The sequence below is a fragment of the Desulfovibrio sp. genome (genome assembly GCF_019422935.1).
In the GTDB taxonomy this organism is placed as follows: domain Bacteria; phylum Desulfobacterota; class Desulfovibrionia; order Desulfovibrionales; family Desulfovibrionaceae; genus Desulfovibrio.
The window spans coordinates 60,295-81,627 of the sequence record NZ_JAHZCJ010000006.1; the positions used below are offsets into that span (position 1 = coordinate 60,295).

At 57.6% G+C, this 21,333-nt stretch carries 17 protein-coding genes and 2 tRNA genes; 11 read left to right on the forward strand and 8 right to left on the reverse strand.

What is annotated here, in order from left to right; all coding sequences use genetic code 11:
* Window positions 1-82: 82 nt before the first annotated feature.
* Window positions 83-1,642: a lysylphosphatidylglycerol synthetase family protein gene (locus QZ383_RS09125; RefSeq protein WP_291444844.1), complete on the reverse strand. Its 1,560-nt coding sequence runs from the start codon at window positions 1,640-1,642 to the stop codon at window positions 83-85.
* Window positions 1,643-2,037: 395 nt separating this feature from the next.
* Here QZ383_RS09125 and greA point away from each other — a divergent pair, with 395 nt between their 5' ends.
* The 3 genes from greA (at window position 2,038) to QZ383_RS09140 (ending at window position 4,973) form a co-directional block, all read left to right on the forward strand.
* Window positions 2,038-2,526, forward strand: coding sequence for a transcription elongation factor GreA (gene greA, locus QZ383_RS09130; protein WP_022660011.1), 489 nt, complete (start codon window positions 2,038-2,040; stop codon window positions 2,524-2,526).
* A gap of 370 nt (window positions 2,527-2,896) precedes the next feature.
* On the forward strand, window positions 2,897-4,003 hold the full coding sequence (locus QZ383_RS09135; RefSeq protein ID WP_291444848.1) for an AI-2E family transporter: 1,107 nt from the start codon (window positions 2,897-2,899) through the stop codon (window positions 4,001-4,003).
* Window positions 3,996-4,973: a D-alanyl-D-alanine carboxypeptidase family protein gene (locus QZ383_RS09140; protein WP_291444849.1), complete on the forward strand. Its 978-nt coding sequence runs from the start codon at window positions 3,996-3,998 to the stop codon at window positions 4,971-4,973. The genes QZ383_RS09135 and QZ383_RS09140 overlap by 8 nt, the downstream gene beginning before the upstream one ends.
* A 485-nt stretch (window positions 4,974-5,458) precedes the next feature.
* On the opposite strand, the gene QZ383_RS09145 is transcribed toward QZ383_RS09140, so the two are convergent.
* Entirely contained in the window at window positions 5,459-6,721 is a 1,263-nt protein-coding gene (locus QZ383_RS09145; RefSeq protein WP_291444852.1) for an O-acetylhomoserine aminocarboxypropyltransferase/cysteine synthase family protein, read from the reverse strand.
* A gap of 438 nt (window positions 6,722-7,159) precedes the next feature.
* Between QZ383_RS09145 and QZ383_RS09150 the strand changes: the two genes are divergently transcribed.
* From QZ383_RS09150 to QZ383_RS09160, 3 genes are all read left to right on the forward strand, one after another.
* Window positions 7,160-8,107 (forward strand): hydrogenase small subunit, encoded by a 948-nt coding sequence (locus QZ383_RS09150; protein ID WP_192112984.1) that lies wholly within the window; start codon window positions 7,160-7,162, stop codon window positions 8,105-8,107.
* 8 nt (window positions 8,108-8,115) lie between these two features.
* A complete protein-coding gene (locus tag QZ383_RS09155) occupies window positions 8,116-9,795 on the forward strand; it encodes a nickel-dependent hydrogenase large subunit (protein WP_291444855.1) in 1,680 nt (559 codons plus the stop codon).
* A 237-nt stretch (window positions 9,796-10,032) separates the two neighbouring features.
* Window positions 10,033-10,500, forward strand: a complete 468-nt coding sequence (locus tag QZ383_RS09160; protein ID WP_240825081.1) for a HyaD/HybD family hydrogenase maturation endopeptidase — start codon at window positions 10,033-10,035, stop codon at window positions 10,498-10,500.
* A gap of 233 nt (window positions 10,501-10,733) precedes the next feature.
* Here QZ383_RS09160 and QZ383_RS09165 read toward each other — a convergent pair whose 3' ends face one another.
* The 4 genes from QZ383_RS09165 to QZ383_RS09180 form a co-directional block, all read right to left on the reverse strand.
* Window positions 10,734-11,168: a DUF523 domain-containing protein gene (locus QZ383_RS09165; protein WP_291444857.1), complete on the reverse strand. Its 435-nt coding sequence runs from the start codon at window positions 11,166-11,168 to the stop codon at window positions 10,734-10,736.
* Window positions 11,168-11,398 (reverse strand): hypothetical protein, encoded by a 231-nt coding sequence (locus tag QZ383_RS09170; RefSeq protein ID WP_192112980.1) that lies wholly within the window; start codon window positions 11,396-11,398, stop codon window positions 11,168-11,170. Before QZ383_RS09170 ends, QZ383_RS09165 begins: the two co-directional genes overlap by 1 nt.
* 271 nt (window positions 11,399-11,669) lie before the next feature.
* Complete coding sequence (locus tag QZ383_RS09175) at window positions 11,670-11,834, reverse strand: bacteriocin-type signal sequence (RefSeq protein WP_291444860.1); 165 nt, start codon at window positions 11,832-11,834, stop codon at window positions 11,670-11,672.
* Between the two features lie 20 nt (window positions 11,835-11,854).
* Window positions 11,855-13,294 (reverse strand): putative sulfate exporter family transporter, encoded by a 1,440-nt coding sequence (locus QZ383_RS09180; protein ID WP_291444861.1) that lies wholly within the window; start codon window positions 13,292-13,294, stop codon window positions 11,855-11,857.
* 443 nt (window positions 13,295-13,737) lie between these two features.
* Here QZ383_RS09180 and QZ383_RS09185 point away from each other — a divergent pair.
* The 3 genes from QZ383_RS09185 (at window position 13,738) to dpaL (ending at window position 15,388) form a co-directional block, all read left to right on the forward strand.
* A tRNA-Gln gene (locus QZ383_RS09185) sits at window positions 13,738-13,812 on the forward strand.
* A gap of 10 nt (window positions 13,813-13,822) precedes the next feature.
* Window positions 13,823-13,899, forward strand: a tRNA-Glu gene (locus QZ383_RS09190).
* Between the two features lie 271 nt (window positions 13,900-14,170).
* Complete coding sequence (gene dpaL / locus QZ383_RS09195; RefSeq protein ID WP_291444863.1) at window positions 14,171-15,388, forward strand: diaminopropionate ammonia-lyase; 1,218 nt, start codon at window positions 14,171-14,173, stop codon at window positions 15,386-15,388.
* Window positions 15,389-15,484: 96 nt separating this feature from the next.
* On the opposite strand, the gene QZ383_RS09200 is transcribed toward dpaL, so the two are convergent.
* Together QZ383_RS09200 and QZ383_RS09205 are read right to left on the reverse strand one after the other, a co-directional pair.
* On the reverse strand, window positions 15,485-18,667 hold the full coding sequence (locus QZ383_RS09200) for an efflux RND transporter permease subunit (RefSeq protein ID WP_291444866.1): 3,183 nt from the start codon (window positions 18,665-18,667) through the stop codon (window positions 15,485-15,487).
* Window positions 18,668-18,670: 3 nt separating this feature from the next.
* Window positions 18,671-19,870 (reverse strand): efflux RND transporter periplasmic adaptor subunit, encoded by a 1,200-nt coding sequence (locus QZ383_RS09205; protein ID WP_291444867.1) that lies wholly within the window; start codon window positions 19,868-19,870, stop codon window positions 18,671-18,673.
* 150 nt (window positions 19,871-20,020) lie between these two features.
* On the opposite strand from QZ383_RS09205, the gene QZ383_RS09210 reads away from it, so the two are divergent.
* Complete coding sequence (locus tag QZ383_RS09210) at window positions 20,021-20,836, forward strand: MerR family transcriptional regulator (RefSeq protein WP_291444868.1); 816 nt, start codon at window positions 20,021-20,023, stop codon at window positions 20,834-20,836.
* A gap of 173 nt (window positions 20,837-21,009) precedes the next feature.
* Window positions 21,010-21,306 (forward strand): STAS domain-containing protein, encoded by a 297-nt coding sequence (locus tag QZ383_RS09215; RefSeq protein WP_291444870.1) that lies wholly within the window; start codon window positions 21,010-21,012, stop codon window positions 21,304-21,306.
* The last annotated feature ends 27 nt before the right edge of the window (window positions 21,307-21,333 follow it).

A 21,333-nucleotide genomic window follows, 5' to 3' on the forward strand; every position in this document is an offset into this window, starting at 1 on the left:
GCCCCCCTACCCGCCGGATCAACAGATACAACAAGCCCGCATTTTTAAAGATACGGCAATAACTATTGCGCGCAGCGTGCCATCATCGATGCGCCGCCTTTTGCCTCCGGGCACGCAAACGCAAGGCTACGCGCCACAGCCAGCCAGCTGCCAGCCCCACGGCAATGCCAAGAAAATCAAACAGTGTTTGCGCGGCCATGTGCGGGCGGTCAAAACCCCAGGCAGCGGCTTTATTCCAGGAGGGATGATAAAGCGCCCAGGCAATGAACGCCATCAAAGCCAGCACACCCAATGCACCGAACAGCCAGTAAACGGGGATGGGTTCTTCCCAGAAAAAGGACGAACGGTAAAAACGCCGCCGGGCCATGCACACTGTCAGCAGCACAATACTGACCATGGATGCGGTGATCCACGAAAAACCGTTGAGCAAGGCGCCGACAATCCCCAGGCAGAGAAATAGCACCGCCAACTGGAACCCGCGCGACTGCCGCCGCTCAAGCCCGTATGAAACAAAGAGCAGCATGGCGCCCGAAATAGCCGTGAAAAAATGCCCCACAGCCAGCGCCTCGTAAGGGATCATGCTACGCAGGGCATGCAGCATGTGCTTGCCTGGCGGCAGCATGGCGCAGACAAGCAGAATCACGCCCGCTGCAAAGACCATATAGGCAGAAATGGAGTGTGAGAGCACGGAAAGCCAGCGGCCAGTTTCTCGCAGCATGTCGCTGCGCTGGCGCACCTCGTAAACGGCCAGCAGCAATGCAGCTGCCAGCAAAGGTATGATAAAGTAAATGATGCGGAACAGCAGCACTGCCGCAAATACGGCCTGCGCCTGCGTGGTGTGGGTAAGATGCAGGATGACAAGCTCGAAAACGCCAACCCCGCCGGGGATATGCGTAAGAACCACAGCCACCTGGGCCATCAGGTAACTTGGCAGGAAATCAAGAAACGATATGCCCATATTGCCGGGCAACAGCACATACATGCAGCCCGCTGCGGCGATAATGTCCACCCCGGCCACAAGGGCCTGTGCAAAGGCAATATGCGGCGGGGGAAAGACAAATTCCTTGCCAAACAGATGCACGGGCTTGCGCACGGTACAGCACAGGATCAGGTAGGAGCAGGCAATGAGCAGCAGCACCACGCCCAGAATGCGCACGTCCGTCATGGGCATTTTTGCCAGCAGATCATCTGGGATGGCAGGCGGGCTTATGATAAAAATCAGCCCGCACAACCCCAGGGCACCCACCCAAAATGTGACCGCCAGCATCAGCACGAGACGCACAATCTCTGCCAGTGAAAAACCCCAGGCAGAATAAAAACGGTAACGCACGCTGGTGCCGCCCAGCAGCGCGCCAAAGTTATAGCTGACGGCCTGCCCCACAAATGAAACAAGCCCCACGCGGGGCAGAGGCAGGGTCTTGTGAATGGCCTTGAGCGCAAGCCAATCATAGCCCACAAGAATGATGTAATTGACCACCATCAGCAGCAACGAGCAGAGAATCCGCCCGTGCGATATCTGGCTTATGCTTTCGCGAATCTGGGCTATACTGTAACTTTTAAGCTTGTGGTACAAAAGGTACACGGCCAGAAAAAACACCGCCGTGACAAGCACTGACCCAAGATAACGCAAATATTTTTTCATAGTCTGCCGTTGTTCATACAGTTGTTATGTGCCGCTCAAGCCAAGCGTTTTACGCAGCTCTGCCATGCTGGCGCAAGCGCCTGCCGCGTTGGGCGCAACTCCAACATATACGCTGGCTCACTGCCGCGCAAGCCTGAACCTCATGTCGATTACATGACATTATGCAGAGGCAGGGCAGGCCCTCCCCAGCCTGCGGCTTCGGGGCTTGACCGTTTTGCGCCCAGTAGGTAGGGTGTTCTTGCTGTTACGGATCATCACCCGGTTGACACAGCCGGGTTTAGCGCACAGTCACTGCGGCCCGTGCAGCCTTTTTTTCGGAAAATACCCCCATTGCTTGCTCCGCTGCCTGGGCAGCGGCGCTTTTTTTTCGTTTGTGAGGTCAGATTATGGCAACCATGACAAGCATCCCCATTTCCGTGCAAGGCTACAAAAAGCTGGAAGACGAACTGGCCCGCCTGAAGAGCGAACGGCCCGCCATCATCCAGGCTATCAAAGAAGCCCGTGAAGAAGGCGACCTGCGAGAAAACGCAGGGTACGACGCCGCGCGGGAACGTCAGGGCATGGCTGAAGCCCGCATCAAATACATTGAATCGCGCATGGCGCTCTATCAGGTCGTTGATCTTGATTCCCTGAAGGGCGACAAGGTCATCTTTGGTTCTACGGTTGAGGTTGAGGATGTCGACAGCGGCGAAGCACGCTCCTTCACCATTCTCGGCCCCGACGAAGCCGACCCCGCCAAGGGTTCCATCTCGTTTCTTTCCCCTGTGGGTCAGGCCCTCCTGGGCCGCGAAGTAGGCGATGAAGTGACCGTGGATATTCCGCGTGGCCGCGTTACCTACGAAGTGATCAACATCAGCTTTAAAGGCAGCAACGTGCTGAACTAAGGCCGGGGCTGCTGCCCTGGTTTCCGCCAGCCGACGCCGCGCCTTTCTGGCTTCGCGGCAACGGTTTTATCCCAGATGTATTTTCCGTAGCGCTTCAACGCGCATTCATACCGCAGTGCGACCTTATGGCGCGCTCCGGCCTCTCTGCACAACCGCAGGGCGGCGGGGCGCGCCTGACAAAAGCTTTCCGGTCGGGGCGTTGCGCCGTGATAACGCACTGGCATATGTCGCACGGATGCCAGCCCTGACCTGCGCGGGCGTATTTATACCTTTGCGCCTCTTGGCAGACCCCGCCCGCTTTTGCTACTCTTGCGCGTTCCAACGTTTTGGCGCTGGTGAAAGACCGCGCCCACATAACCCAAGGCCTACTATGACTCTAACGCTGCCGCGTCTGCTTTACCTCTTGGCCGCGCTCGCGCTGTATATGCTGCTCTGGCACAATCCGGTGACCATATTCATGGCTGCCTGTCTGTCATGCCTTTCGCTGCCGCTCTACCGGACGCTGCAAATGAAGGGCCGGATGTGGCGTAAACGCCTTGAAAAAACCCGGAGCGGCCCCCGCTGGCGTAAATTCCGGCTTGGTCTTTCAAGCAGCCTGCCCCTCTATGCGTACATAACCACTCTCCTCTCTTCCATACTAGTTCCCATTGCCATGTTCGCCTTGCTGGTGACGCCGCAGGCGGCGGCAGGTTTTGCGCGTCTGCGCGAACTGCAAGCCAACAACTTTCAGTTGCCGCCCGAGTGGGTAGCCAATATTCAGCAATGGCGGCTAAGCCTTGCAGAATACCCGCGCGCAGAAAAAATGGTCAGCGATTTTCTGCAAAAACTGGATGCTTTTTTCGGCGACGCCATGAGCCTGCTTTTGAGCCGAAGCATGGATTTTCTCGGCGGTACCATGACAGTGATGTGGACAAGCTTTCTGTTCTTTACGCTCACGGTGATCTTTACCACCTATGCCCGCCATATCCGCAAGATTTCCGGCAGGATATTCCACATACCGCAAGCAATGCTCTGCCGCTTTACGTCTGCCATCCATCGGGCATTGCGAGGCATTCTGCTGGGTATTGTGCTGGTGGCTGCGGCGCAGGGCATTTTGTGCGGCATCGCCTTTGCTTTCGCAGGGGTACGCCAGCCAGCATTCTGGGGGCTGCTTGCCACGCTCGTGGCCCCCATTCCCGCCATTGGCACGGCCATAGTGTGGGTGCCACTCTGCCTTTCGCTCTGGTTTACTGGCAATAGCATGGCCGCAGTGGGCCTGGCCCTTTGGGGCGTTGTGGTGGTGGCTGGCGTGGACAACATCCTGCGTCCGCTCTTTTTGCAGCAGGGCATCAAGGCCCCGTTCTTTGTATTGATCATCGCCATACTTTGCGGCCTGGCGAGCTTTGGGCCGGTAGGCCTTATTGTAGGCCCTGTGCTGTTGGCTTTTGCCATCCAGGCAGTGGAAGAAGGTAACCGCACCTATAGGCACAATGGATAAGATAGACACCATACATTCTGGTTTTGGCAGGCTTGCACCCGGCGATCAACCCGGCAAACTTCAGCAAGACGACAAACCCTGTAGTGCGGGGATTGCGTCATCTGCTCTGGGTTGCTTGCGGCGCGTTGCGGTATTCAGCATTCTTTTTTGCGCCATATGCGCCACTCTGCTTGCAGGAGCAACGGAATCTCTTGCAGCCAGAGGCGTGCGCGCGGCTATTTTGGTCAACATGGATACGGGCAAGGTGCTTTTTGAAAAAAACGCAGACATGTCCATCCCGCCGGCGTCGCTCACCAAGGTGATGTCCATGTTCCTGACCATGGATGCCGTCAGTGCCAAAAGGCTGAGCCTTGACGAAAAAATCCGCATCACGACTGCCGCGTCCACCGTGGGCGGCTCCTCCATGCACCTCCGCAACGGGGAGCGCGTGGCGGTCAGGCAACTGCTCACCGGCGCTGCCGTTGCATCCGGCAATGACGCCATTACGGCGCTTGCCCTGCGTGTGGCTGGCAACGAGCGGCAATTCGTGCGGGCCATGAATCAAAAAGCCAAGGGGCTGGGCCTGAGCCGCACGGAATTCAAAAATCCCACGGGCCTGCCCGCTGCCGGGCAACGCTCCACCCCGCGTGATATTGCCAGCCTCACCCGCGCCTACCTTCGTGTGCACCCCGGCGCCCAAAAATTTCACAGCACCCGCGTTTTTACCCACAGAAACAGACAAATGGCCAATACAAACGCGCTGCTCGGCTCTGTGCGCGGCGTCAATGGCCTGAAAACAGGCTGGACTGTGGCCTCGGGCTACAATCTTATTGTTACGGCCCAGCGCGGCAATACCCGCATCCTGGCCGTGGTTATGGGCGGCACAAGCCGTAATGCCCGGGATGCCATGGCAACACGACTGATCGAAGCAGGCTTTGACGGGGGTGGCGACCCAAAGAAAATCCGGCGCGCCATGGGCTACAGACGCTAAAAAAAGATCAAATATTCAAGATAGTTTTGTTGTAAAAAGGTTGTGAGAAACTGGCCGGATATCTGGCCGATTTCCACAACCTTTTTATTTTTGGTACGCCATTGCGCCACTCATTGCCGCTTAGCATCAAACAAGGGATATATAAAATGATGCAGACATGAATGCGGCCACGCGGGGGGCCACAGACGTACATGCCCCAAACAGAAAATCCGTCTGACGTAGTCTACAGCAGCCATGCGCAGACTGCTTCCCGCCCTGCACAGTTCCCCGCGCTAAGAGAATTTTTGGCTGCTGACAAGAAAGGCGGGCTTTTTGTGCGGGGAGTGCACATAGACGTGCATGACCCAAACAGAAAGCCCGCCTGACGCAGTCAGCAGCCAAAAAGACCTTAGCGCGTAAGGCGGATTCTCTGCGCGGGGAGCGCACACAGACGTGCATGACCCAAGCAGGGAATCCGCCTGACACAGTCAGCGGTCAAAAAGACCCTAGCGCCCCAGAGCTTGCTCCAGATCGGCGATAATATCATCCACATGCTCAACGCCCACGGAGAGGCGCACCATGCCGGGGGTGATACCGGCTTCGCGCAGCTGATCATCGGTCAGCTGGCGATGGGTGGAGCTGGCGGGATGGAGTACGCAGGTGCGGATGTCGGCCACGTGAACCTGGAGGGAGATCATTTTAAGGCTGTCGATAAAGCGCGCGCCGGCTTCCCGTCCGCCTTTGAGGGAGAGGGAGATGACGCCGCTGCAGCCTTTGGGCATGTACTTGTCGGCCAGGGCTTTTTGCGGGTGGCCGAGCAGGCGCGGATAATTGACGGATTCCACGGCGGGATGCTTTTCCAGATAGGCGGCGACGGCTTCGGCATTGCGGCAGTGGCGTTCCATGCGCAAGGGCAGGGTTTCGAGGCCCTGATTGATGTAGAACGCGCCCTGAGGGCTCTGGCAGCAGCCCATATCGCGCATGAGCTGCACGCGCGCCTTGACGATGTAAGCGGCTTTGCCGAAGGCCTGTGAGTACACGAGGCCGTGGTAGGAAGGATCGGGTTCCGTAAATTCGGGGAACTTGCCGGAGGCCCAGTCAAAGTTACCGCTGTCCACGATGACGCCGCCCACCTGAAGGGCATGGCCGTCCATATATTTGGTGGTGGAATGGACTACGATGTCGGCCCCGAATTCAAAGGGGCGGCAAAGCACGGGAGTGGCAAAGGTGTTGTCGATGATCAGGGGCAGCCTGTGCCTGTGGGCCAGCTTGGCAAAACGCTCTATATCCAGAACGTCCATGGAGGGGTTGGAGAGCGTTTCGCCGAACACGGCGCGCGTGTTGGGCCGGAAGGCCTTTTCCAGCTCGGCCTCGGAGGAGGTCTGATCCACAAAGGTGACTTCAATGCCCAGCTTTTTGAGGGTAACGGCAAACAGGTTGAACGTGCCGCCGTAAATGCTGGCGGCGCTCACCACATGGTCGCCGCTCTGGGCCACATTGAGCAGGGAGAGCATGCTTGCCGCCTGACCGGACGAGGTGCACAGCGCGCCAACGCCGCCTTCAAGAGCGGCAATTTTTTGCTCCACGGCGTCAACCGTGGGGTTGCCAAGGCGGGAGTAAAAAAAGCCCGCTTCGGCAAGATCAAAAAGCTTCGCCACTTCGGCGGTGGTGGCGTACTTAAAGGTAGTGCTCTGCACTATGGGCAGAACGCGGGGTTCGCCATTGCCCGGTTCATAGCCCGCGTGCAGACAAAGAGATTCCGTTTTCATGCCGTCCTCTGCTGTGCTTGTGTTGGAAATTGTCGCATGTTCTCGGCTGCAATGCCGTGCGATTCAGGCACCGTAGCGCAAGCAAAGGGGCGAGGCAACCACCAAGCCCGCCCAAGAAATTTCCTGTACAGCTGATGAAGAGAAAGCAAAAAAAGTTCCTTCCTATTGACCGTTTGCATGTAGAAGTATAGGATTCTAAGAAGCAGGTGGTCGCCCTGTGGCGTGAGGCATTCTGGGGATAGCCATGACAATACGCTCTGTGACGCACCGCCCGAGTTTCTGATTTTTGTTTGCTGACAGCGCCGCAAAAAGAGCGGCCTTTCGTACGTTGTAGCGCCGCTGTCTTGATGCGGAGTTGGCGCAATTTTGTTGCGCCGCAAGCGGGCCCTGTGGCGGGGCCGAGCAAAGCCTTTCACTCACTTTTGCCAGGAGGCTATTATGCGTATTGCCGTGGGTCTGGGCAAAAAAGGCGGAGAAGAGCGTTTAGAGCGCCAGGGCATAAGCCGCCGTGACTTCATGAAATTCTGCACGGCGGTGGCGGTGACGATGGGCTTTGGCCCCTCGTTCGCCTCCGAGGTGGCCGCTGCGCTGACCGGGCGTCGTCCTTCGGTGGTGTATTTGCACGCCGCTGAATGCACGGGCTGTTCCGAAGCGCTGCTGCGCACTTACAAACCCTTTATTGATGCCGTCATTCTCGACACCATCTCTCTTGACTACCACGAAACCATCATGGCCGCCGCTGGCGAAGCCGCCGAACAGGCCCTGCATGCCGCCGTGGAAAACCCCAATGGCTTTGTCTGTATGGTCGAAGGCGCCATTCCTACGGGCATGGACAACAAGTATGGCTACATTGGCGGCCATACCATGTACGACATCTGCAAAGAAATTCTGCCCAAGGCCAAGGCCGTGGTCAACATCGGCACCTGTGCCTGCTACGGCGGCGTTCAGGCTGCCAAGCCGAACCCCACCGGCGCCAAGGGCGTGAACGAATGCTTTGCCAGCCTGGGCGTCAAGGGCATCAATATTCCCGGCTGCCCCCCCAACCCCCTCAATATGGTCGGCGCACTTGTGGCCTTCTTGCAGGGCCAGAAGATCGAACTGGACGAACTGGGCCGCCCGCTCATGTTCTTTGGTCAGAGCGTGCATGACCTTTGCGAACGCCGCAAGCACTTCGACGCCGGCGAGTTTGCGCCTTCCTTCAATTCGGAAGAAGCGCGCAAGGGCTGGTGCCTTTACGAAGTGGGCTGCAAAGGCCCGCAGACGTACAACAACTGTCCCAAGGTTCTCTTCAATGAGACCAACTGGCCGGTGGCTGCCGGGCATCCCTGCATTGGTTGCAGCGAACCCGGTTTCTGGGACGAAATGTCGCCGTTCTACCAGAACTAGGGGGAATCATGAGCCAGATCAAACAAACGCCCCAGAGCAGCTACACCGGGCCCATTGTGGTGGACCCGCTGACCCGCATCGAAGGGCATCTGCGTATTGAAGTTGAAGTTGAAGGCGGCAAAATCAAGGACGCCCGCAGCTGCGGCACACTTTACCGTGGCCTTGAAGTCATCCTGAAGGGCCGCGATCCGCGTGATGCCCAGCACTTCACCCAGCGCACCTGCGGCGTCTGCACCTACACGCACGCCCTTGCCTCCACCCGCGCGCTTGAAGACGCCATCAACAAGCCCATCCCGGCCAACGCCACCTATATCCGCAACCTCGTGCTGGCCATGCAGTTCATGCATGACCACGTGGTGCATTTCTATCACCTGCACGCCCTCGACTTTGTGGACGTGGCCAATGCCCTGCAGGCCGACCCGGCCAAGGCAGCCAAGCTGGCCCAGTCCATTTCGCCGCGTCCGGCCAAGGCAGAAGACTTTGCCGCCGTGCAGGCCAAACTGAAGACCTTTATTGAAAGCGGCCAGCTTGGCCCCTTCACCAACGCCTACTTCCTGGGCGGCCACCCGAGCTACTACCTGGAGCCGGAAGCCAACCTGGTTGCCACCGCCCACTATCTGGAAGCCCTGCGCGCCCAGGTGGAAATTGCCAAGGGCATGGCCGTGTTCGGCGCCAAAAATCCGCACACCCAGTTCACCGTGGCTGGCGGCGTGACCTGTTACGAAGCCTTGACGCCCCAGCGCATCAAGGAATTCCGCGAATTGTACAAGAAGGCTCGCACCTTCATTGAACAGGTCTACATTCCCGACCTGCTCATGGTTGCCGGTCAGTACAAGGACTGGGCGGCCATTGGCGGCACCGACAACTTCATGGCGTTTGGCGAATTCCCCGCTGCTGGCGGCGAACGCGACCTCAACAGCCGCTGGTACAAGCCCGGCGTCATCTATGATCGCAAGATCGGCTCGGTGCAGCCTTTTGATCCTTCCAAGATCGAAGAACACGTGCGCCACAGCTGGTACGAAGGCGACAAGGCCCGCACCCCCTACGAAGGCGAAACCAAACCCTTCTTCACCAAGATGGGCGATACCGACCGTTATTCCTGGCTCAAGGCTCCCCGCTACGCGGGTCAGTCCATGGAAACCGGCCCCCTCGCCCAGGTGCTGGTGGCCTACGCCCAGAACCACAAGACCATCAAGCCTGCGGTTGACGGCGTGCTGAAGGCCCTTAACGTGGGTCCCGAGGCCCTGTTCTCCACCCTGGGCCGTACTGCCGCCCGCGGTATCCAGACTCTGGTTATCGCGCAGCAGACCGAAAACTGGCTCAACGAGTACGAAAACAACATCGGCAAGGACAAGCAGATCGTCGAAGACTATGCTGTTCCTGCCAATGCCAAGGGCGTGGGCTTCCTGGATGCCCCCCGTGGCGGTCTTTCGCACTGGATCCGTATTGAAGAAGGCAAGATCGGCAACTTCCAGCTCGTGGTGCCCACCACCTGGAACCTCGGACCCCGGGACGCCAAGGGCGTTATGGGTGCTGCCGAGCATGCGCTTGTCGGCACCCCTGTGGCCGATCCCAAGCGCCCGGTTGAAATCCTGCGCACCATCCACTCCTTCGACCCCTGCATCGCCTGCGCCGTGCATGTTATCGATGGAGAAACCAACGAAGTGCACAAGTTCAAGGTGCTGTAGAAGCGCACTGAACACGCAGTAAATTGGCATTGAAAAGGGCGGGGCTTCCCCGCCCTTTTTTATTTTGAGGCAGCACAAACAGCCTGCACTGCAGTTGCGCGAACAGCGTAGACCAGTGAAAAATATTTTGGCATACTATACAGATATGCGGCATTGCATCCACCTGGGACGCCGTGCGCACACTGGCAGCAACCCCCACATGAGAGCGCCAACGTGGAACAAAAAAGAATAATGATTATGGGCGTCGGCAATATATTGCTGACAGACGAAGGCTTCGGCGTACGCGCCGTGGAATATTTGCAGGCCAAGTATACCTGGCCGGAAAATGTTCGTCTTGAAGACGGCGGCACGCAAGGCCTTTTGCTTATGTCCACGCTGATGGATTGCGATACGCTGGTGGTTCTTGACGTGGTGCTTGGGCCGGAAAAACCCGGCACCATCTATATGCTGGAAGGCGAAGACCTGCGCAAAAGCCTGAGCTTCCGCGACTCCATGCACCAGACAGACCTTCTGGATACTCTGATCACGTGCAGCATGGCCGGGCACGATGTGCAGGCCGTTGTTTTTGGCCTGCAGCCCTTTGACTACCACACCATGCAGGTGGGGCTGACCCCGGAAGCCGAAAAACTGCTGCCGGAATTTTGCACCAAGGTTGTTGCTGCGCTTGCTGAACGCGGCATTGCCACCGCACAGCCTGTTGCCTGAGAAAACTCGCTGCAACGGACATTCTGTACGTTTTGATGCAAAGCCTTCTGGCAACAGCCCGAATTCATTGTGCCTGCGAGTGAATCGCGCAACTCGAATTGCCTGCATCACTGCTGCCCGCCAGCCAGCTATCTGCCATACAATAAAACAGGCCGGGCGCGTTATCGGAAAATTCCGACCCGCGCCCGGCTTTGTCGCACAAGCAGCTTTTGATTGCTGTCCGTCAGGATTCATCAGGACTCGTCTGGGAGCGAGAGTTCGCTGAACAGGGCAAAACCCTCGGCGCGTAGCATCTCTGCCCACACGCCATCCCCCGCACAAAATGTATGGCTAAAGCTGCCATCATAGATGCGGTCAAATCCGCAGGATGGCGAGCGGCTCTTTATAATTGCGGCGGTGCAGGCATTCTTGCGGGCAAGGTCCACAGCAAGGGCTGCGCCACGCTCAAAAGCATCCGTCACGTCCTGGCCGTCACGGTTCACAACGCGGTTGCCCAGCCGTTCGCAGGGGCTGCGCGGCGTTTCAAGCCCGCCCAGAACCTCCGGGCAGACAGGCACTGCCCTGCCCTCTTCCACCAGCCGCACCACAAGCGCGCAGGTATTGTCGCCGCCGTCATAGCGGCAGCGTTCACCAGCCAGACAGGCGCTGACTATGTAGCGCGGGGTCATTACTTGCTTTCACCTTCGGGCAGCAGGGCCGCTTCCCACATTTCCTGATAATACATGCAGGTGCCTGGATTCCAGGCCGTGGCCGTGGCATGGTCGTAACTTTCGGTTATGGGCCAGTCGGTGTGGGGCTTCAAGGCTTCCTCAAAGGAGGGGGCCTCCACAACAGCCTCAAATTCCAGATTCAGGGTATAATTGGGGCCTTTCATAAAGCGCAGATGATAATGCGGCATAGCCTTATCCTTCGCACAGTTTCGCCAGCAAATGCTGGACGAACGGTTATCAAGCCCGGTGCAAGGGGCAGTCATGAACCGCAGACATGGTTATGCGGGGTGGACGCTGTAGCCACCACCCGTTGCATGCCAATGGCGGGCAGGTCTAGCCGGGCAGCCGGACATACTCATTTGTACCTTCTGGGGCTGTAAGCTCGTTACAGTCGCAGCACACAAGAGCGCCGGGGAGGAAACCCTCCCCGGCGTTCATATCAATGGGCGTCAGGCACGTCTAGTGCGTGGTCATGACGAACTTGCTGATGACAAAGAGCACAACCAGCAGGCCCACGCCGATGCCCCAGCTCCAGTGAACGAGCTTGAGTTCAACGGGATCCAGCGGTTCGTATTCCATCTTCTCGATTTCTTCGTGAAGCTTCACTTCGCTTTTCGTTTCCATAACTTACTCCGTATATTGGACTAGCCAGCCATCACAGGCGGGGTCATGCCGTGGAAGAAGGCATAAGAAATGAACAGGCCCACCCAGATGATGAAGCCGAACAGGCACACGATGTACACAACTGCCAGACGGCCAATGCCTTCTTCCTTCAGCTTGCGGAAGTTGGACACCAGACCGATGCTGAAGAAGGTCAGCAGGAAGAACATGACGCGGAAGCCGTTGAGGGCGCCAGCCATGGCCTTGCCGAGCTTGTGCAGTTCAGGCGAAGACAGGCAGAAGAACAGCAGGATCAGGAAGGTGCCAAGGTACCCCAGCACGAAGCGGGGGAAACGATCCATAACGTCGCTCCAGGTCATGGTGCGTTCGCCACGGGTCTTGTCGAACTTGGCAGTCCAGATGTAGGCGAGGACCAGGGCCCACACGCCGATGAACATGTCGATGAAGATTTTGACGGTGGTGGTCACCATCACGATCCAGCCTGGCTCCCACTTGGTGCCGAGGCCAGCCATCTTGGAAAGAATCAGGGATTCAGTGATGGCGCCGCTGGCGATAGCGCCGCCGTCAGACTTAACGGCAAGGCCCATCCAGCCACCGGCCACCATGGGTTCGGTGTACAGGAAGTGCTGCGCGATAAAGGGCAGGATCAGCATTTCGATGCAGGTGAACACCACGACCAGCGAGGAAACCATGATCGGCACCACAGGCCGGGCGCGGATGGCGCCGCCGGTGGCGATGGCCGCAGAGACGCCGCAGATGGAAATGCCCGAAGCAAGGGGAGCAGCCCATTCCTTATTGAACTTGAAGTACTTACGAGCCACGTAGTAAACAACGGACCAGTACAGCAAATAAGCTTCAACAATGGCGCACAGGCCTCGGAAAATAACGTGACCGGCAAAGCCAGCGGCGTCGGCGGCCTTAACGCCAAGTTCGGCACCAAGAATAACGATGGCGATTTTGACGAAAAGTTCGGGGCGGCAGGCTTCGCGCAGGGATTCAGCAAATCCGGGCGTAAGGTTGCCCAGCAGAATACCCATGACCAAGGCCACAATAAGGCCAGCCTCGGTGCTCAAACCAAGCGACCAGGTGATGCCCTGCTTGGCGATTTCCGTGGGGTTGGCTGCAATGTAGGCGTTGGCGCCAACAGTGTAGCAGGCGATGGCAATGAAGAAAATGCAGGTAAAACCGTAAAGGAACTTGCCGATGTTGCCCTTCATGAGCTTGATGCCCACAGACATGACGGCAGCGATGAACACATAGCTGGCGATCAGAGCCCCCACGCCAGGCAATGCGCCCTTAGAGGCCGAAGACCAGCAATCAAGAGGGCTTTTGACCCACATGCCCATTTTGAGGCCCCAGCCCAGCAGATCCAGGCCAGCGAACTTGCCCAGCGCCAGCAAGAAGATGAAGCAGCCGATAAGCAGGGCTACTTTGTCTTCATTATAGGCTTTTGTTGATGCCATACCCAAACTCCTCCGTACAGGTTAAGCTAAACAAACAAACTCCAGCCGCACCTACGCCGCACAGACCACCTTGTTCCATAAAGAACAGAGCAGTCTTCATGAGGCGTCTTGCCGCGGAAACAGCTGGAAACCGATACTTGCAGCACCAATTCTCTGGTCTGCCGACCATTGGCGCACGTGGAAAAACATACCTTTATGCAAGATATTGTCAAGCTTAAGTACAAAGTTTAACAATCAGTAACCAGGTTCCAGCGTTGTTTCGCCAGCGGGCAAAGCAAAAAAAGCGCACCACCTCCTCGCCCTTCTATTCACATGCCTGCCACGCCGCCTCCCAAGACCTCATTGAAGGTGGAAGGCCGAGCATAAAATTGCAGGCTCTAACATTTTTTTCAAATTTTCTGTTGACACTACCCGGCAGTTTCACATATACACGTTTCTCGCGTTGGGCTGTCGTTCAATTGGCAGGACGACGGATTCTGACTCCGTTAATCAAGGTTCGAGTCCTTGCAGCCCAGCCAACAACACCGCGTCCCCATCGTCTAGCCGGCCCAGGACAACGGCCTTTCACGCCGTCGACAGGGGTTCAAATCCCCTTGGGGACGCCACTTGAGAATAAAGGGTTACATTGAAAAATGTAACCCTTTTTTCGTGCCCTTTCTACAGCCCCAAAGGCGCAGTCCCCTGCAACATTCATTTTCTTTTGCTTTGGCGCCTTCTGCACATGAGGGCAAGCAGCTCTGTTGGTACTCCCATTTTTTGTGGAGCCGCGGCGCTACCTCAAGATAGAGTACCCCTTGCCCAGATGGGCAAGCCACCGCTATACTTGCCATTACCCGGCCCTGACGCCGCAAGCCAATCCCACCAAGGAAACCGCCTATGCCCGCATCTCTGCTGCTCAATCCCTTTCGCACCGTGCCCGCTCAAGGCGTGGACGTTACCGATTTTTCGCCCGCCGTGGCCCGGCACGTGCGCGCGTACCACGCCTCTTTCAGCCAGTACCGCCCCACTCCACTGGTGAGCCTGCCGGGGCTGGCGGCAAGCCTTGGTCTGAAAAACGTCTGCGTAAAGGATGAATCGCACCGCTTCGGCCTCAATGCCTTCAAGGTGCTTGGCGGCTCCTACGCCGTGGCCCGCTGCCTTGCCGAGCGCTTGCGCCTGCCAGCCGAGGGCCTTGTGCGGGGCATGCTTGACGCCCCCGCCGCCAGAGCAGCCGCAGGGCAGATCACCTTTATCAGCACTACGGACGGCAACCACGGCAGGGGGCTGGCATGGACAGCCCGCGAGCTGGGCTATCCCTGCATCATCTACATGCCCAAAGGGTCGGACAAAACCCGCCAGAACAACATTCTGGCGCTTGGCGCGCAGTGCAGCATCACGGATCTCAATTATGACGACACCGTGCGTATGAGCTGGAATCTGGCGCAGGAAAAAGGCTATATAATGGTGCAGGATACCGCGTGGGACGGCTATGAACAGATTCCCGCATGGATCATGCAGGGGTACCTTACCCTTGCCGCAGAAATTCTGGAGCAGATGGACGCAGCCGCCATTCGCCCGACGCACTGTTTTCTTCAGGCGGGCGTGGGGTCATTTGCCGCTGCTGTGGCGGGTTTTCTGGTGGCGGCCCTTGGCGAAGAGGCACCCCGGTTCATTGTGGTGGAACCGCACGCCGCCGACTGCTTTTACCGCTCAGCGCTGGCGGGCGACGGCAAAGCCCATGCCGTGGGCGGCGACCTGCAAACCCTCATGGCCGGGCTTGCCTGCGGTGAGCCGAGCAGCCTGGCCTGGAGCATCCTCAAGGATTACAGCACGGCCTTCATGTCCTGTCCGGATTACATGGCCGCCAACGGCATGCGCATGCTGGCGGCACCCGTGAGGAGCGATCAGCCCATTGTTTCCGGCGAATCTGGCGCGGCTGGCGCGGGTGCGCTGCACTGGCTCATGAGCAGCCCAGTTGCGGCAGACCAGCGCGCAACTCTTGGCCTGAACGCCGATGCCTCGGTTCTGCTTATCAGCACCGAGGGCGACACGGTGCCGCACATCTATAAAAAGATCGTCTGGCAGGGCGCGTATGCGGATAAGGAGTGCGACTAGCCGCTTGCACAGCACAGCCGTGACCTTTCAGCTAATGGCCCCTGCGCGCTTATCGGCGGGCAGGGGGCGCGCAATGCGCCCTGCCACCTCTATTGTTTACTTTCCCGTTTCTTTTTTAGCCGGACGCAGATGCAGATACTCGCGTAACGAACTCCACAAGTGCCCGCGCCGCGTTTGACCGTGCGCTGTTCCGCTTCCACTGAAAAAGCGGGTCACCACAATGAAGAACAGCGGCGTGTAGTAAATGCCGAGGCCTGTTGCGGTAATCATGCCTGTCAGCACCGCTGTGCCAAGGGCGTTTTGCGCGCCGGATCCCGCCCCGCTGCTGAGCGCCAGCGGCACCACACCAAGGATGAAGCATAATGAGGTCATTATAATGGGCCGCAGGCGAAGCCGGGAGGCCTCCACCGTGGCTGCAACCAGATCCTTGCCGCCCCTGTGCATTTCTCTGGCAAATTCCACGATCAGGATTGAATTTTTGGCCGACAGGCCAATGATCGTCAGCAGTGCAATTTGCAGGTAAATGTCGTTATTCATGCCGCGCAGGAACACGCCGCCCAACGCACCCACAATGCCCGTGGGCACAGCCAGCAGCACAGCCAGCGGAATAGTCCAGCTTTCGTACAGGGCAGCCAGGCAAAGAAAAACCACGATAATGGAAACAGCGTACAGCAATGGAGCCTGGCTTGCGGACACGCGCTGCTGATAGGAAAGCCCCGTCCATGCATAGTCGAAACCGGATGGCAGACTTGCCGCGCTTTTTTCCATTGCCGTCATGGCCTGCCCGGTGCTTTGCCCCGGTGCGGCGGCCCCTTCAATCTTCACGGACGGTATGCCCTGATAGCGGGTCAGACTTGGGGAAGCCAGAACGGACTTTACGCCGATAAAACTGGAGAACGGCACCATCTCGTCCTTGCCGTTGCGCACGTAGTATCTGCTGAAATCGCCTACCCCGCCGCGAACCGAAGGCTCCGCCTGGAGGTAGACTTTCTTTGTTCTGCCCTTGTCCGAAAAATCGTTGATATACTCGCCTGCCCAATAGGCGCTGATGGCGCTGTTTATTTCGGCTCTGGTCAGGCCGTAAGCGCCAGCCTTGCTGTTGTCGATGAGCAGATCATATTGCTCGGTATCGGCCATGCCGCTATACCTTACGCTGGTAACAGCAGTGGATTTTGCCGCGCTTTCCAACAGGGCATCCTTGACATTGAGCAATGCCGCGTGCCCTTTGCCGCCGCGATCCATCAGTTGCAACTCAAAGCCGGAGGAAGTGCCAAGCTCCATGACCGCCGGGGGCGACATCACAAATATTTCCGCCCCTGTTATGGATGAAAACCGTTCCATGGCGCGCTCCATCACGTCAAAGGCGCTTTGCCCCTTCCCGCGTTTGCTCCAGTCCTTGAGCAGAGGGAACACCATGGCCGAGTTCTGGCCGGAACCGCTGAATCCCCAACCGATAACGCACATGACGCTTTCTATGGAATCCTTTTCTTCGTTGCGAAAGTAGGCATCAACCTCTTTGACAATCTTTTCCGTGCGTTCAAGTGAGGCCCCCGGCGGCAACTGCACGTCAACAAACAGGATTCCCTGATCTTCATCCGGCAAAAATGCCGCAGGCAAAAGCATAAACAAAGCCAGGCAGCCAGCTGCCAATGCCGCAAATATCAGGCCCCACCGCAAGGGTTGTCGCACCATTCCGTTCACGCCACGGGTATAGCGTTCCGTAAAGGCGGCAAACCATCTGTTGAAGCGCCCAAAGAACCCTTCGCCCGTTCCATTGGCATGCGCGCGCAGCATGGTGGCGCACAGGGCAGGCGTAAGCACAATGGCAACCACCACGGAAAGCACCATCGACGCAACAATGGTCACGGAAAACTGCCGAAATATCGCCCCGGTGGAACCCGGCATAAAGGCCATGGGAACAAAAACGGCAGAAATAACCACGGCAACGCCCACAAGCGCCCCGGTTATCTGCCGCATGGATTTGAGCGCGGCTTCCTTTGGGGCAAGCCCCTCGTCGCGCATGAGGCGTTCCACATTTTCCACCACAACAATGGCGTCATCCACCAAAAGGCCGATAGCCAGCACCATGCCGAACATGGTCAGCGTGTTGATGGAAAACCCCGTTGCCGCAAATACCGCAAACACCCCAAGCAGCACCACAGGCACGGCGATTGCCGGAATAAGCGTGGCGCGGTAGCTCTGCATGAACACAAACATCACCGCCACAACAAGCGCAATGGCCTCAAAAAGGGTACGCACAACCGAGCGTATGGATTTTTCCACAATGGGCGCACGGTCGTCAGCATAGGCATATTTCAACCCTGGCGGGAAAAATCCGGCAAGCGACTGCAATTCGGCCTTGATGCCCTTGGTGGTTTGCAGAACGTTGGCCCCGGATGACAGCTTGAAAGCCAGCCCCGTGCCCGCATGCCCATTGAAAAACGTGACCCCCATAAAGCTTTCTTCGTTCAGCTCGATGCGGGCAACATCCTTGAGCAGCACTGCGGAGCCGCTTTCCTCCACCCGCAGTTGTATCTGTTCAAACTGTTCCGCTGTTTCCAGGCTGGATGAGGCGTTGATGGCAATATTGATCTCCTGCCCCGGCACGGCAGGCACCGCCCCCACCTGACCGCCCGCGACCTGGGCGTTCTGGGCGCGCACGGCAGCAACAATATCCTGCGGGTTCAGTTTGTACTGGCGCATTTTATCCGGGTCGCACCAGATGCGCATGGCATTCTGGGAACCGTAAAGTGTAATTGTGCCAACACCCTGAACGCGGCTTAGAGGATCCACCAGCGAGCTTGCCACGAAGTCGCTTATGTCGTTGGGGCGCATGATGTCGCTGGCATCGTAAAAAGCCACGGTCATGAACGAATTGTCCACGGCTTTGGATACCTGAACGCCTAGCCGCTGCACTGTATCGGGCAGCAGGGAGAGAGCCTGCTGCACCTTGTTCTGCACCTGCACCTGCGCCGTATCGGCATCCGTGCCCGCGGCAAAAGTAAGGATAATTTCCGTACCGCCGGAGGAACTGCTGGTTGATTTCATGTGCAGCAGGTTGTCCAGACCTTTTATCTGCTGCTCAATGATCTGCGTGACGCTGCGGTCAACAATGGACGCGGTCGCTCCGGGGTACTGGGCAGAGATGGATATCTGCGGCAGGGCGATATCCGGATAATGCGCAACAGGAAGCTTGCCCAGGGCCAGCAGCCCGGCCAGCATAATGATGATGGCAATAACCCAGGCGAAGATGGGGCGATTGATGAAAAACGCTGCCATACCCTACCGCGCCTCAGGGGTTGATGCCGGGGCGGCAGCCTTAGCCTGCAATGTTTGTGCGGCCACGCCCCGCACAAACTCGCCGGGGGCCGCTTTCTGGAAGCCCTCAACCACCAGTATGTCGCCAGCGCCGAGGCCCGCGCCAACAATCCAGCGGTTGCCGTATGCGCGGTCAATGCTCACATCGCGCCGCGCCAGACGATAAATCCCGTCTTCCGCGCCTTCTTTCTGCAACACATAAACAGAGTGCCCGCCCGTATTATTCACAAAGGCGGCCCCCTGTGGGATCATCACGGCCTTGTCCACCGAGCCTTCTTCAATAGTGGCCTTAACATACATGCCCGGCAGCAGCAGCCCGTCAGGGTTATCAACCACAGCCCGCAGCATGATGCTCCCCGTGCTCTGCGCCACAGATATTTCAGAAAACAGCAGGTCCCCCTGTATCCAGGCCGATTCACCAGCATGCGCCGCTGTGGCGACCGGCGTATAAGGCGAACCGTCTTCAAGCGTCAGACGGATTTTTGCTGTATTGCCGTTGGCGGATATGCGGCCCTGCGCAAGGGCGCGGCGCAGGCGGATAGCCTCCGCGCTGGATTGCGTTATATCAATATAGACGCGGTCAATCTGCTGGATAACGGCCAGGGGGGATGCCTGCCTGGCCGTAACCAGAGCGCCGACCGTAACGGCAGCGGCCCCAATGCGGCCTGACACCGGGGCTTTTATTTCTGTATAGGCAAGGTTGATGGCCGCAGTTTCAAGCTCGGCCTCCGCCCTGGCAACGCGGGCGCGGGCCTGACCATGCTGCGAAATGGAATTGTCCAGCTCCTGCTGGCTTACGGCATGCTGCGTGATCAGCCGCCGCTGGCGTTTTTCCAGCAGGGCAATGGCCGTAACAGCGGCCTTGGCCTCCGCAAGCGAGGCTCTGGCCGTGGCGTGGGCCGCCTGATAGATGGCCGGGTCTATGCGATACAAGACCTGCCCTTTTTTTATATCGGCACCTTCCTCAAACAGGCGCGCAATGATGATGCCGTCAACCTGAGGCCGAACCTCCGCCGTTACCAGCGCGGAGACCCTGCCCGGCAGTGTGCTGCTCAGGGTCAGCTTTTCTTCCCCCAACACAAGGTATTGCACCTCGGCATGGGCTGGGCCAGACTCCTCCACCTTGGTGCATCCAAGGGCGAGCACGGTCAGCCACAAGGGCATGAACAGCCATAGCCAAAATTTTTTTCTACTAAACAAGCACATTACAAACACCTCTGCTCTTGTATGGGCAAGCAAATTCCGGCTTGCTCTTTTGCCTGTAATTTGCCAGCGTAAACTATACAGTTACTTTAGAGTCAAGGAAAAAGTGCAATGAAAAAGAATCTGCTCACCTCAGGCGAATTCGCCAGCCTGTGCGGCACGCAAAAAGGCACCCTGCTGTTTTACGAAAAAGAGGGGTTGCTGAAACCCAGGCACGTTTCAGAAAACAGGTACCGCCGATACGGGATTGAGCAGTATTTTGAATTTGACCTGCTCTCCATGCTCAAGGAGGTCGGCAGCTCGTTGAAGGAAATCAAGGCGCATCTGCATAACATGAACGGCGAAGATTTTCTGTCATTCTTGCAGGAAAAACAGCTCACCGCCAAAAAGGAATTGCGCCGGGTGGCCCAGCGCAGGTTGATGCTCAAAGACATGACCGCCTGCCTGCGTGAAGCCCTGAATTTTGAATACGACACCATGACCGTGCGGCACCAAAAGGCAGAACGGCTGGAAATGACGCCCACAGGCGCAAACCCCTCAGAATCTCAGTGGGAACTTGTGCAGCGTTTTGTGGAATATAATCGCGGTTATGAACAGCAGGAGGAAAAACCGCGCTATCCCTTTGGCATTGTCTTTTGCCTGGATGACATATGGCAGGACAACTATGTTGAGCGATACTATTTCACCAGGGTGCGGCGCTCCACGCCGCCATCCCTCCTCCATATAAAACCTGAGGGGAAATATGCCATTATGGCCCACAACGGCACGGATGCCTCGCACCGGCTGGCCCTTGCCGATATGCTGAAAAAGGTCAGCGCCGCAGGCCTGACCATGAAAAGCGATGTCTATGTGTGCGACATGATGAGTTACGTCATGCAGGAGGGCGGCGACTGCTACGCGGTGAAATACGCCATCCGTGTGGAATAGCGGCATGCGGCCTCAATTGACGGCCCTCCGCAATCAGGGCTGGCCAGTAAGGCCCGTGCGCCCTCCCCCCAGCCCTGCCGATACGTATTTTCCTCTTGCGGGCGGGGCGCTGTAATCGTAGAGATAAGCAAGAGCTATACGATTGCTCCACCAAAATCATTATGAGGCCCCACATGCAGGTTTGCAAAAAATTGGCTGACGGCGTTTTGCATGTCAGCATAGCGGGCAAGATCGACACCGTGACGGCTCCGGCGCTGGACAGGGATTTGCAAGAAGACTGCGGCGCTGCGGACGAACTGGTGCTTGATTTCAGCGAGGTGGACTATATTTCCAGCGCAGGCCTGCGCATTTTGCTGCGCCTGCACAAGCGCATGGTTCAGCGCGAGGGCATGCGCATCATCCACGCCAATGAAACCGTGAGGGAAGTATTCAGCATCACAGGTTTTGTGGATCTGTTTACCATAGAATAGCCGCACACCCGCAAGCCCGCGCCGCCA